This is a genomic window from Nocardia sp. PLKS1-43 (assembly GCF_059510335.1).
In genome coordinates, this window is record NZ_JCAJZQ010000004.1 from 490810 (window position 1) to 503246 (window position 12437).

Annotated in this window: 11 protein-coding genes; 9 read left to right on the top strand and 2 right to left on the bottom strand. The window is 68.9% G+C overall.

The features are described 5' to 3' along the window. Positions 1–83 precede the first annotated feature (83 nt). Positions 84–1616 carry an AMP-binding protein gene (locus tag AC5WS7_RS17875; RefSeq protein WP_495955941.1) on the bottom strand — a complete coding sequence of 511 codons (1533 nt, stop codon included), beginning with the start codon at positions 1614–1616 and terminating at the stop codon, positions 84–86. Between the two features lie 149 nt (positions 1617–1765). Here AC5WS7_RS17875 and AC5WS7_RS17880 point away from each other — a divergent pair, with 149 nt between their 5' ends. The 6 genes from AC5WS7_RS17880 to AC5WS7_RS17905 all read left to right on the top strand — a co-directional run bounded on the left by AC5WS7_RS17880 (position 1766) and on the right by AC5WS7_RS17905 (position 6954). Beyond that, positions 1766–2485: an enoyl-CoA hydratase/isomerase family protein gene (locus AC5WS7_RS17880; protein ID WP_495955622.1), complete on the top strand. Its 720-nt coding sequence runs from the start codon at positions 1766–1768 to the stop codon at positions 2483–2485. Positions 2486–2537: 52 nt separating this feature from the next. After that, positions 2538–2993, top strand: coding sequence for a flavodoxin family protein (locus tag AC5WS7_RS17885; protein WP_495955623.1), 456 nt, complete (start codon positions 2538–2540; stop codon positions 2991–2993). A gap of 413 nt (positions 2994–3406) precedes the next feature. Further along, positions 3407–3574: a hypothetical protein gene (locus AC5WS7_RS17890; RefSeq protein ID WP_495955624.1), complete on the top strand. Its 168-nt coding sequence runs from the start codon at positions 3407–3409 to the stop codon at positions 3572–3574. A 329-nt stretch (positions 3575–3903) separates the two neighbouring features. Next, positions 3904–4581: a LuxR C-terminal-related transcriptional regulator gene (locus tag AC5WS7_RS17895; RefSeq protein WP_495955625.1), complete on the top strand. Its 678-nt coding sequence runs from the start codon at positions 3904–3906 to the stop codon at positions 4579–4581. Between the two features lie 122 nt (positions 4582–4703). Continuing rightward, entirely contained in the window at positions 4704–5921 is a 1218-nt protein-coding gene (locus AC5WS7_RS17900) for a sensor histidine kinase (RefSeq protein ID WP_495955626.1), read from the top strand. Beyond that, positions 5908–6954 carry a DUF8320 family protein gene (locus AC5WS7_RS17905; RefSeq protein ID WP_495955627.1) on the top strand — a complete coding sequence of 349 codons (1047 nt, stop codon included), beginning with the start codon at positions 5908–5910 and terminating at the stop codon, positions 6952–6954. The genes AC5WS7_RS17900 and AC5WS7_RS17905 overlap by 14 nt, the downstream gene beginning before the upstream one ends. Positions 6955–7160: 206 nt before the next feature. Here AC5WS7_RS17905 and AC5WS7_RS17910 read toward each other — a convergent pair whose 3' ends face one another. Further along, positions 7161–7613, bottom strand: coding sequence for a hypothetical protein (locus tag AC5WS7_RS17910; RefSeq protein WP_495955628.1), 453 nt, complete (start codon positions 7611–7613; stop codon positions 7161–7163). Positions 7614–7763: 150 nt separating this feature from the next. On the opposite strand from AC5WS7_RS17910, the gene dapA reads away from it, so the two are divergent. From dapA to AC5WS7_RS17925, 3 genes are all read left to right on the top strand, one after another. Beyond that, positions 7764–8672, top strand: a complete 909-nt coding sequence (dapA, locus tag AC5WS7_RS17915; RefSeq protein ID WP_495955629.1) for a 4-hydroxy-tetrahydrodipicolinate synthase — start codon at positions 7764–7766, stop codon at positions 8670–8672. After that, entirely contained in the window at positions 8669–10735 is a 2067-nt protein-coding gene (locus tag AC5WS7_RS17920; protein WP_495955630.1) for a ribonuclease J, read from the top strand. Before dapA ends, AC5WS7_RS17920 begins: the two co-directional genes overlap by 4 nt. Before the next feature lie 883 nt (positions 10736–11618). Next, positions 11619–12242, top strand: a complete 624-nt coding sequence (locus AC5WS7_RS17925) for a TIGR03085 family metal-binding protein (RefSeq protein ID WP_495955631.1) — start codon at positions 11619–11621, stop codon at positions 12240–12242. Positions 12243–12437 lie beyond the last annotated feature (195 nt).

Genomic DNA, 12437 nt, shown 5'->3' on the forward strand with positions numbered 1-12437 from the left:
AACGGTATTGACGCCCCGGTCGTGCTGTCGAACGGGATGAGAGTACGCGCCGCGCCGATCGCGGGCCACGGCGGGAGCGGTGCTCAGTCACGAATCATGCTTTGACGCACCTTGTATTTCTGGATCTTGCCGCTCGGTGTGCGCGGGAAGTCCTCGACGATGTGGATCTCCTCGGGCCACTTCTGCTTGGCCAGGCCCACCTCGGCGAAATGCGCGCGCAGATCCTCGAGCGAGGGTGCGGGTGCACCCGCGGTCAGGCGCAGCACCGCCGCGACATGCTCACCGAGGCGGGCATCGGGAGCGGCGACGGCGACGGCCTCGGCGATGTGCGGCATGCCCAGCAGCACCTCCTCGACCTCGAGCGCGCTGATGTTCTCCCCGCCGCGGATGATCAGGTCGGTGGTGCGGTCGGTGATGGTCAGATAACCGTCCGCGTCCAGGACGCCGATATCGCCGGTGTGGTACCAGCCCTGCTCGTCGAATGCCTTCGCGGTGAGGGCGTCGTCGGTGTAGCCCAGGCACAGATCCGGTCCGCGACTGAGGATTTCGCCGTCCTCGGTGAGCATGATCTCGACGCCGGGTTGCGGATCGCCATCGGTGTAGAGGCGTTTGGGGCGGGGGTCGGTGGCGTCCGAGGCGGTGATCGAGGGATGTTCGGTACTGCCGTAGGAGCGGTAGACCGTCAGGCCCAGGTCGGTCAGGCGTTCGGTGACCGAGGCCGGGACCGACGCGCCGCCCATTCCGGCGTACTTCATTCGCGCCAGGTGGTCCGGGCCGAAGCTCGGATGTTCGATGAGGCTGGTCAGGTAGTACGGCACCCCGCCGCCGACGGTGACGTCGTAGGTGGTCATCAGGTTCAGGATCAGTTCCGGATTCCAGACGTCCACCAGATCGACCGAGATGCCGTCACGGATCGGGATGAGGAATGCGTTGAGCATGCCGATGAAGTGCCCGACCGGTGCGGCGGTGATCTGCGGGCCCAGGTCGTCGGGATAGTGCTCGGCGAGCTGGCGGGTCTCGCAGCCGAGGGTCTGGTGGCTGTGTATCACGCCCTTGGGCGCGCGGGTGGTTCCGGAGGTGAAGGCGATCAGTGCGGGGCCGCTGGGATCCACCGCGGTCACCCCCTCGAACGGCTCGGCCGCGAGCAGGTCCTCGAAGGTGCTGCCGACGATTCCGGTGATCGGCACCCGCTCGTACACGGCCGGGTCGTAGACGATCGATCCGAAGCGGTCGGTGGTCACGAAAGCCTTGGGCCGCACCGCGTCCAGGATGTACCGCACTTCGCGAGGCCCGTAGATGTGCACGATCGGGACCACCATGGCCCCGAGAAACGTTGTGGCCCAGAAGGTCGCCGCGGCCTCCATCCAGTTGGGCAGCTGGAACGCGACAGCGTCGCCCGGTCCCACGCCGCGCTCGCGCAGACCCCGGGCCAGGCGCCGCGCGACCAGTTCGACCTCGCCGAATGTGCCGGTGTAGGGCCGGATCTCGGAGTGCACGCGCAGGGTGGCGTCCGGCGCCGAGGCCAGGCCGCGCGCCAGGAGGTCGCCCAGGGTGTCGCGCGTCCACCACCCCTCGTCTTCGTAGCGTTCGACCAGTTCGGTGGGGATGGTGCGCATGGTGGACTCCAAGTCCGGATGCGCGGGCGTGACGGCCACACCCGCGGGCTGCCGGGTGGTTGCAGGGATCATCGAAACGGGGGCTGTCCGTGGCGGATATACTATTCTCCGAATATAAGAATTCCAATATCTCGATTGGAGAACCGGTCGTGGTCGACCTCGAGTTGGACGATGGGCTGGCAGTGGTCACCATCGACCGCCCCCAGGCGCGCAACGCCATCGCGCCCGAGACGATGGATCAGCTCGACGAGGCGCTGGACGCCGCCAAGGGCGCTCGCGCGTTGGTGATCCGGGGCGCCGGGGACAAGGCGTTCGTCTCCGGCGGTGATCTCAAACAGCTCGCCGCGATCCGCACCCTCGACGGTGCGGCGGAGATGGCCTGGCGCATGCGCGGCATCTGCGATCGGCTCGCGGAATTCCCGGCCCCGGTGATCGCCGCTCTGAACGGGCACGCCTTCGGCGGCGGTGCGGAGGTCGCCGTCGCCGCGGACATCCGGATCGCCGCAGACGACGTCCGGATCGGATTCAATCAGGTCGCCCTCGGCATCATGCCCGCTTGGGGCGGCGCGGAACGCCTGGCCGGGTTGGTCGGCCGCAGCCGCGCCCTGCTTCTCGCGGGCGCGGGCACCGTCCTGGAAGCCGCCGAGGCCGAACGCCTCGGGTTGATCGACCGCGTGCTGCCGCGCGAGTCCTTCGAGGACGGCTGGCGCGCGCTGGCCCGCTCCCTTGCCAACGTCCCGGCCGGCCGCGTCAAACACGTCCTGTCCGGCGTGACCCCCGCCGAGGCCGTGGATGCCTTTGCGCACCTGTGGATTTCCGATGAGCACTGGGCCGCGGCGGACCGGGCGCTGCACAAGGGAAAGAAGTAGCGCGCCGCGCCGCTTCCTGCGGGCCCCGGGATCGGCCAACTAGCCTGAACCCGTGCCGAAACTGCTGATCATCCACCACACCCCGTCCCCGTTCATGCAGGCGATGTTCGAATCGGTGGTGTCCGGCGCGACCGATCCGGAGATCGAGGGCGTGGAAGTCGTCCGCCGGGCCGCGCTGGCGGTATCACCGGCCGACGTGCTGGAGGCCGACGGATATCTGCTGGGCACCCCGGCCAACCTCGGCTACATGAGCGGCGCCCTCAAACACGCCTTCGACGTCATCTACTATCCCTGCCTCGATTCCACCCGAGGCCGCCCCTTCGGCCTCTACCTGCACGGCAACGAGGGCACCGAGGGCGCGGAAAAGGGCGTCACGTCGATCACCACCGGACTGGGCTGGGTGAAAGCCGCTGAGTACGTGGCGGTTTCGAGCAAGCCGTCCAAGGACGACCTCGAAGCGTGCTGGGAACTCGGCGCGACCGTCGCAGCCGGGCTCATGGTGGAGTAGTTCCTGGATGTCCCGCTCCGACGCGTTCATCGATCGCCTTTCCGAGCATGCCCAGCGGCGGTGAGCCGCCGCCATTCCGCCCACCGCGCCCGGACGTTGCGCAGTGCCGCAACGAGATCGGGGAGCGCGAGGGTGGCGTCACACAACCCTCGGCGGCGGGTGCAAGCCACCGGGACAACGACAGCAGGGGGACGTGATGCGGCCGAAAGGCTTCGGATGGATCGACTTCGAGACGAGCACCGCACCGGAGTGGGATCGTCCGCGGATGTGCAGGCTGGCCAGGCGGCTCGGTTATCGGATGGCGTGGCCGGACGAGCGCTCCCTGTTGTCAGTGGCCGATCAGGCTCGCGCCGGTGCCTATTGCGTGATTTGCCCGGACCACGCCATCTCGGTGCGATGGAACTGAACGGGTGATGAACGTCGCCGACGTCGAAACGGTGCTACCTCGGTTGTCCTTCGGTCGATGGCGGGCGACCGGTGCGGTGATCGCCCTCGGGGTGCTGGTGGTGATCGGCCTGCCACTGGTCGTCACCGCTGCCGCGGTCTACTGGCCGGAACATATCTCGACCGAGCGGACATAAGACGGTGCCCAGGCGAGTACTCAGCGGCGAGGTGCCAACCCTGAGCGGCATACCGAGACCTACGAAACATATGCGGGCCGGTCGAGCGTTGTGCGGCCTGGTCTTTGAAAGCGGAGTGCGGATGGTGCGCGGAGGCGGCGCAACGCTCGCCGTTGGGCTCGCGTCCTGAGCGGACGCATCCGGCTTCCCCCTGAAATCAACGGCTCACGTCCGGGCGGCGGCCCCGGCATACTCAATCCGATACGTTCCGGGATCGGTCGGTGTGCGTGCCGGCCGGTGGGGCGAGGTGTCGTTCCCGGCAGACGGGATCTGGGAAAGGTGAGAGCGCTGTGGAGCCGACAAATCAGGGGGTGGGCCGGCCGCGACGGATCGGGCTGGTCGAGGATCACGAGTCCGTGGCGCTCGGGCTGGCCAGCATGCTGGCTCCCGAGCCGGATCTGGAGCTGATCATCACCGCCGGAACGGTAGCCGAACTGCTTTCCGCCGCAACGGAATTGGATCTCGTGGTACTCGATCTGCGGCTCGCCGACGGGTCCGCGCCGGAGGACAACGTGCGCACCTTGCGCGAGAGCGGGCACGAGGTGCTCGTCTTCACCGGTGCGGACAATCCGTTCCTGGTCCGCGCGGCCGCCCGGGCAGGGGTGCTCGGGGTGGTCCGCAAATCCGAGGACGTGCAGACGGTGGTGTCGGCGGTGCGCGCGGCCGCGTCGGGTGAACAGGTGGTCACCACCGATTGGGCCGCGGCCATCGACGGAGATCCGCAACTGCCCGACGTCGGGCTCAGCCCGCGTCAGCAGGAGGTGCTCACCCTGTATGCCTCGGGGGAGAAGGCTTCGCGGGTGGCGCGGATGACGGGGCTGTCCGAGCAGACGGTCAACGACTACCTCGGCCGGATCCGGCAGAAGTACGCCGACGCCGGGCGTCCCGCACCCACCAAGACGGACCTGTACAAGCGGGCGGTGGAGGACGGGTGGCTGCCGGTGCCCGAACGCAACCCACGGACATGACCGTGTCCGCGGCGCGGGCCGTCCCGCGTGCGGGTTCCGGTGCACGGGCGGCGGAGGGTATCCGCCGAACCGGGAGATATGTCGTGTCGCAATATGTCTCGCCGACCGCGTCGGAGGGGATCATGCGACGGCTGGGCCTGTCGATGGGCCTGGGCGGGGTGATCATGGGCCTGGTGACCGTGCCGGAGATCCTCCAGCAGGGCCGGGCGGGGCCGGGGTGGTGGAGTCCGGTCGCGGCATTGCTCACCTTCGGCGGATTCCCGGTGCTGGCGGCGGTGTCGGTCCGGTCGCGTCCCGCGGTGATCCGCGCGGTGTCGGGTCTGACTGCGCTGAGTTTCCTTGTCGCACTGGCGATCACGCCGATCGCGGTGCGTCCGCACACGATCGACGCGTCCTCGGTGTGGCTGTATCGAATGCTGCCGCTGGGCATGCTCGCGGCCGCGTTGGCCTGGCGGCTGCTGTACTCGGCGGCGTACCTGCTGGTCGGGTCGACCGCGGTGGCGTTCGTCAACGTGTACCTGGTCGAGCAGTTCAGCGCGATGTCGGCGCTGAGCGGTCTGCTGCGGGCCTCCGGTCTGGCCAGCCTGTTCCTGTGGTGCGTGACGTGTGCGGAGGGCGCGGCGGCCCGGGTCGATCGGGAGACCGCCGTGGCCGGTCGGCGCGCGGCCGCGACGGCCGCGTCCACCGCCCGCGACCACGAACGCGCCCGGTTCGCCGCGCTCATCCACGACGCCGTGTTGTCCACGCTGCTGGACGCCTCCCGTGGCGCCGAGGACGCGCCCGCGGGGCCGCCCGCGGGTGCCCCCAAACCCTGTCCCGGCGGCGGGCCCGGCGAGGTGTCGGTGCTGCGCCGCCAAGCGCAGTCGACGCTGGATCAGCTCGACGAGATCCGGGTCGACGTGCGCGAACCCGATGTGCTGGACGCGCGCTCGGCGGTGATCTTCCTGCGTTCGGCGGTGCACGAGATCAATCCGGGTATTCGGTTCGCCACTCGCACCTGGCCCGGATTCGACGACCTGCGCATGCCGGTCGCCGTCGCCGGGACACTGGCCGCGGCGCTGGGCGAGGCGGTCCGCAACAGCCTGCGCCACGCCGCGATCCCCGGCCGTCCGGTGCATCGCACGGTCACCTGCACCATCAGCGCGGGCAGTATCCGGCTGGTATTCAATGACGACGGCGCGGGTTTCGATGTGGCGCAGGTGCCAGTCGACCGGCTGGGCATCTCGGTCAGCATTCTGGGACGGATGCGCCAGTTGGCCGGGGGCGCGGGTTTCGTCGAATCGCAACCGGGTGAGGGCACCACCGTGACCCTGGTCTGGGGTGGCGATGGCGCAGCGTGACGCGGGCGGCGGCGATTCGGATCCCCGGTTGGTACTCCAGGATCTGCTGGGGCTGCGCGGCGGTATGGCGTGGCTGTTCGTGCTGATCCTGGAACTGATCATCGTGCTGTACATGCTCGGTAATCTGCAGGCCGCGTCCGTGACGCAGACCCTGGTCGCGCTCGCGATCATGGCCGTTGCCGGGGGGCTGGTCCTGCTGGTGCCGGTCGATCCGCTGCCGTGGCCCGCGACCGTGTTCGTCGCCGCCGCGGGGCCGGTGGCGACCGCGCTGACGGCGGTGGGGCTGGGATCCGCGCCCGCGCATCACGTCGTGTGGACGGCCTTCGCCTGCTCCTATGTCCTGGCCGCGCTGGTAGTGCGCGGCCGGATCGCGGCGGCGTGGGTGAGCGTCGCCTTCTCGGCGGCGGTCCTGGTGACCGCGGGCCTGCGGATCGATGTGCGGTTCGACGCGATCGTCTCGGCGTCGATAGTCCCGATCGGCACGGTCGCGGCGGTCTCGGCATTCGCGGCGATCATCCGGCCGACCCAGCGTTCGCTGCGAATGTTGCGCGAGGAGGCCACGATTCGCGCCGCGGCCGAGGCCACGATGGCCGCCGCGGACGGTGAGCGGATCCGGCAGCTGGCCCGGCTGGACCGGGTGGCCCGGCCGATTCTGGAGCGGATCGCCGACGGCGCCGCCCTGAGCGCCGCCGAGCGTGAACAGTGCCGCCTGCTCGAGGCCGAACTGCGCGACGGTCTGCGCGCGCCGCAGTTGGTGACCGAGGAACTCAGCGGCGCGGCCCGGGGCGCGCGGTCGCGTGGGGTCGAGGTGGTGCTCCTGGACGACGGCGGTTTCGAAGGGGTGCCGCAGTGGGTGCGTCAGCGCGTGATCGATTCCGCGGTGCAGCAGTTGGACGCCGCGAACTCGGGATCGGTGACGGTGCGGGTGCTGCCGCTGGGGCGGCGAGTGCTGGCCACCGTCCTGGCGCACGCCGCCGACGACGACCGGCGCACCGAGATCGATACCGACGGCAACGTCGCGGTGAGTACGTGAGGGAGAACCTGCGGCGGGCAGCGACCTGTTCGAGTGCGGGCGGCCGGTGTGTGTGGGAGTCGCCCGGATGCCGGACGAGCATCTGGAGATGCCGCACGACAGCGGGCAACGACATGGTGAGCGGCCGGGGCCGCCCGACCGCGGCATTGACGCCACGGTGACGTCATATTGGGGGGCAGGTGAAATACCTTGGGCCCGAAGGTGATTCAGTCCTCGTGCCGTTTCGGCCCGCCCCAGCGTGTCTGATCGCGCAAGGCGTCCTGAACCGTGCTGGACAGCCACGAGTTCAGCGACATGCCGTTCTGCTCGGCGGCCTGCTGCGCACGGGTCTTGATCTGGTCGACCATGCGCAGGGTGACCCGGCTGATGTCGCCGGTGATGTCCTCGAAGGTCGGCGCCTCGTCGTCGGGCGACGGCGCGTTCTTGCGCACGTCGACCTTCGCGTCCGTCCCGTTCAGCGAGACGTGCACGGTGCGATCGCCCAGCGTCTCGCTGACCTCGGCGGCCAGATCCGACAGGGCGGCCAGCAGGGTCAGCCGCGCGGCGTTCTCGGTCGCGGATGCCAGCGCCGCGGCAGTGGCCTGCGTCTTCTCGTCGCCGAGGGCCGCGGCGGCGATCAGGTCCTCGCGCAGCCGCGCGGTGTACTTATCGATATCCATGACGCCATTGTGACGTCATCGCTGACATCATTCAAGGAAAATGCCGGTGACGAGCCTTCGGGTGCGGAAACAGCCGATGCCGAGCGCGGCCGGATGCGGAGAAACATGCCGGAGCGAAGCGAAGGCAGCACACCCAGTAGCCTTTTGACCATGACGAACGGTGAATCGACGGGGACTGGGCTGCGCGCGTCCGGCACGGTCGGTGTCGCGATGGTGACTCCCTTTACTGCCGACGGCAAACTCGATGTCGATGCCGGCGTCGCACTGGCCAACCATCTGGTCGATCGGGGGGTCGATCTGCTTGCCATCTCCGGTACCACCGGCGAGTCCCCGACCACCACCGAATCGGAGAAGTTCGATCTGCTGCGGGCGGTCGTGGACGGGATCGGTGGCCGCGCGACCGTCATCGCGGGAGCGGGCACCTACGACACCGCGCACAGCATCGAGCTGGCGCGCAACGCCCAGCGCGCGGGCGCGCAGGGACTGCTGGTGGTGACCCCGTACTACTCGCGACCCACGCAGGAGGGCCTGATCGCGCACTTCACCGCGGTCGCCGACGCGACCGATCTGCCGGTGACGCTGTACGACATCCCGCCGCGCTCGGTGGTGCCGATCGCCTCGGAGACGATTCTGCGGCTGTCGGAGCATCCGCGGATCGTCGCGGTGAAGGACGCCAAGGGTGATCTGGCCGGTGGCGCGCAGCTGATCAGCGAAACCGATCTGGCCTACTACTCCGGCGACGACATCCTGAACCTGCCGTGGTTGTCGGTCGGCGCGGTGGGATTCATCAGCGTCATCGGGCATCTGGTGCCCGAACGGCTGCGCCGGCTGCGCGACGCCTACCTCGCCGGTGACGTCGCGCAGGCGCGTGAGCTGCACGTGAGCATGTTGCCGCTGTGCCGGGCGATGGCCCGCGTAGGTGGTGTGTCGATGACCAAGGCGGCGTTGCGGCTGCTCGGGGTGGAGACCGGCGAGCCGCGTCTGCCCCAGCTGATGCCCGATGCCGAACAACTCGAAGCGGTCGCCGCGGATCTGCGGGCCGCGGGGGTGCTGAAATGAGTGAAGAGAATACGGACGTGCCAGTGACCCGTCGTCCCCGGCGGGCCGCCACCCGCTCGGCCGGTGCGCCAACACCCGCACCGCCGCCGGAACCGATTGTGGCCCAGCCGGTTTCGCAGGAGCGGGAGTCGCGGGAGCCGGTTTCGCAGGAGCCGCAGAAGAGGTCCGGGCGGGCCAAATCGGCCAAGGAAGAGGCCCGCGCCGGCAAGACTCGGGCGCAGGACACGCAGCCGGAGAAGGCCGCCCGCGCCGCGAAGGGCGACTCCGGGCCGGAGCCCGCGGCCCAGGACAGACCCGATCGCGGCGGTTCCGCGCGCCGGTCGGGTCGTGGTCGGCAGCCCTCGAAACGATCCGAAACCGCTGCGCCGCAACCGGCCTCGGTCATCGCCCAGCCCGCGGGTCTGCCTCCGGCCCTGCCGCGCAACGGATTACGTGTCTTCGCACTCGGCGGTATCGGCGAAATTGGCCGCAATATGACCGTTTTCGAATTCGGCGGCAAGTTGCTGATCGTGGATTGCGGGGTGCTGTTCCCGGAAGATCAGCAGCCCGGCGTGGATCTGATCCTGCCCGATTTCCGGCCGATCGAGGACCGGATGGACGATGTGGTCGCCGTCGTGCTCACGCACGGGCACGAGGATCACATCGGCGCGGTGCCGTTCCTGCTGCGGCAGCGCCGGGACATCCCGGTGATCGGTTCGAAGTTCACCCTCGCGCTGGTCGCGGCGAAATGCCGGGAGCACCGGCTGCAGCCGAAACTGACCGAGGTCACCGAGGGGGAGAAGACCACCCACGGTCCGTTCGAATGCGAGTACTTCGCGGTCAACCACTCGATTCCGGACGCCATCGCGGTCGCCATCCGCACCCCTGCGGGCCTGGCGCTGCACACCGGTGACATCAAACTCGACCAGCTGCCGCTGGACGGCCGCTTGACCGACCTGGCCGGCTTCTCCCGGCTCGGTGACGAGGGAGTGGACCTGTTCCTGGTCGACTCCACCAACGCCGAGGTGCCCGGATTCGTCACCCCCGAGCGGGAGATCGGGCCGGTGCTGGACAACGTCATCGGCAAGGCCAAGGGGCGGGTGATCGTGGCCTCCTTCGCCAGTCACGTGCACCGCATCCAGCAGGTCGTCGAGGTCGCCCAGCGCTACGACCGGCGAGTCTGCTTCGTCGGCCGCTCGATGGTGCGCAATATGCAGATCGCGCAGGATCTGGGCTATCTGGACATTCCCGACGGCGTCGTGGTCGACCTGGATCAGGCCGCCAACCTGCCGGTGCACAAGCTGGTGCTGATCTCCACCGGCTCGCAGGGCGAGCCGCTCTCGGCGCTGTCCCGGATGGCGCGCGGCGATCACCGGCAGATCAACATCCGTGCCGACGATCTGGTCGTACTGGCCTCCTCGCTCATCCCGGGCAACGAGAACGCCGTGTTCGGCGTGGTCAACGGCCTGGCCCGGCTGGGCGCGACCGTGGTCACCCAGCAGAGCGCCAAGGTGCACGTGTCCGGGCACGCCTCGGCCGGTGAGCTGCTGTATCTCTACAACGCGGTGCGGCCGACGAATGCCATGCCGGTACACGGCGAATGGCGTCACCTGCGGGCCAACGGCGCGCTGGCCGCGGCGACCGGCGTCCCGGTCGACCGGGTGATCCTGGCCGAGGACGGCGTGGTGGTCGACCTGGTCGACGGCATCGCCTCGATCGTGGGCCGGGTGCCGGTCGGGCAGGTCTACGTCGACGGTCTGTCGGTCGGTGATGTCGGCGAGTCGACGCTGTCCGATCGCCTGGTGCTGGGCGAGGGCGGCTTCATCTCGATCACCGTCGCGGTGGACGCGACCACCGGCAAGGCGGTCAGCTCCCCGGAACTCAGCGGCCGCGGCTTCTCCGACGATCCCGACGCCCTGAGCGAGGCGCACTCCCTGGTCGAAGCGGAGCTGGTGCGCCTGGCCGGCGAGGGTGTCACCGACACCCACCGCATCGCCCAGAGCGTCCGTCGCGTCGTCGGCCGCTGGGTCGCCGAAACCTACCGCCGCCGCCCGATGATCGTGCCGACAGTACTGGGCGTCTGAGCTGTGCTGTGTTTTTGGCCTTCGCTTCGCTCCGGCGGGTTTTCGGCGCTTTGAGGCTCGTCGTTCAGCCCTCGAGACTCGGCTGTGTCTTTGGCCTCCGCTTCGCTGCGGCTGTTTTCGGCGCGCTTCAGGGCTCGTCGTTCAGCCCTCGAGACTCGGCCTTCGGCCATGCGCTTCGAGGGCTGAACGACGAGCCCGCGCCGAAAACCCTTGGAGCTGGTGTTGCTGAACCTATCGCTTCGCGGGCGACTACCAGCGGACAGAGACGCTTCGCCGCTGGGCGCGTCAGCCTTTCGCCTCGCTTCGCTTCGGCGGGCATCGGGTGCGGTGCGCGCCGAAAATGCTGGGGTTGATGTTGTTTTTTCGCTTCGCTGGTGACTTCCACTGGGACGGAGACGCTTTACCGCTGGGTGTGTCTGGCTTTTGCCTGGCTTCGCTTCGGCGGGTATCGGGTGCGGTTCGTGCCGGAAATGCTGGGGTTGATGTTGTTTTTTCGCTTCGCTGGTGACTTCCAGTGGGACGGAGACGCTTCGCCGCTGGGCACGTCAGCATCTCGCATCGCTTCGCCTCGGCCGCGGTCTTCAATGTACGAAGAGGGCTCGTTGTGCCCGCGCTGTCCAGCGCTGGGCAACTGCCGATACGAAGTGTGGCGCGGCCGGAGTCCAACCCCGGCGAAGCGTCTCCGTACGCCGGAACTGTCAGGCCGGTAAGGCCAACTCCGAGGTTTTCGGGGTGGCTTTGTCGTTGCGCGGTCGAAGTGCATGGGCGAAGGCCGAGTCGCGAGCGTGCGACGACAAGCGTTGAAGCGCTCGAACCCGCCTGAGCGGAGCGGAGGCAAAAAACACAGCGAAGCGGGGGTCGAAAATCCGGCTAGGGTTGGGTCATGACTATGGCTCAGGATGAGCGGCGGGCGTTGGTTGGGACGATGACCGCCGCGGGGCCGGACGCGCCGACATTGTGCGGGAGCTGGACGGTGCGGGATCTGGCCGCGCATCTGGTGGTGCGTGAGCGGCGGCCCGATGCGGCGCCCGGGATTCTCCTCGAACCCTTTGCTGGATATCTGGATTCGGTGCAGGCCAAGGCGTCGCGGCGGCCGTTCGACGTACTGCTGGAGCAGATTCGTACCGGGCCGCCGTGGTGGTCGCCGCTGCGGCCGGTCGACGCGGTGGCCAATCTCACCGAGATGTTCGTCCACCACGAGGATGTGCGTCGCGGCGAACCGGGTTGGGAGCCCAGGGAATTGACCGCCGAGCAGGAGCGCGATCTCTGGAAAGCGCTGCGCCGCATGGCTCGTATGGCCTACCGCAAGGCGCCGGTGACGGTGGTGCTGGCCACGCCGGACGGAGAGCGGGTCACCGCGCACAGTGCCGAGGGCCCCGAGGTGGTGCTCACCGGCCCGCCCTCGGAGTTGCTGCTGCACGCCTTCGGCCGCAAGGAGGTTCGGCTCACCGCCACCGGCAGCGACGAGGACGTCCGCGCGGTGCACGACTGCGACCGCAGCATCTGATCCGGCGCGATCAACCCGTCCCGCGGCGGCTCCCGGCCGCATCGGGATCGGCCGCCCATCGCAATGTCGCGGGGCGTGTCGACCAGCGTCACCGGAGATCTGCCGATATCCTGTGATGCAGCTCTCGTCGCGAGGTCCGTCGGCATCGGTTCGCCGGACGGTCGCCCAGATTTCCCTTGCTGATATCGGTGGGGT

Coding starts and splice junctions, on each gene's coding strand:
- AC5WS7_RS17875 (WP_495955941.1), bottom strand. CDS start 1,616: ATGCGCACCATCCCCACCGAACTGGTCGAACGCTACGAAGACGAGGGG.
- AC5WS7_RS17890 (WP_495955624.1), top strand. CDS start 3,407: ATGAACGTCGCCGACGTCGAAACGGTGCTACCTCGGTTGTCCTTCGGT.
- AC5WS7_RS17900 (WP_495955626.1), top strand. CDS start 4,704: ATGCGACGGCTGGGCCTGTCGATGGGCCTGGGCGGGGTGATCATGGGC.
- AC5WS7_RS17905 (WP_495955627.1), top strand. CDS start 5,908: ATGGCGCAGCGTGACGCGGGCGGCGGCGATTCGGATCCCCGGTTGGTA.
- AC5WS7_RS17910 (WP_495955628.1), bottom strand. CDS start 7,613: ATGGATATCGATAAGTACACCGCGCGGCTGCGCGAGGACCTGATCGCC.
- dapA (WP_495955629.1), top strand. CDS start 7,764: ATGACGAACGGTGAATCGACGGGGACTGGGCTGCGCGCGTCCGGCACG.
- AC5WS7_RS17920 (WP_495955630.1), top strand. CDS start 8,669: ATGAGTGAAGAGAATACGGACGTGCCAGTGACCCGTCGTCCCCGGCGG.
- AC5WS7_RS17925 (WP_495955631.1), top strand. CDS start 11,619: ATGACTATGGCTCAGGATGAGCGGCGGGCGTTGGTTGGGACGATGACC.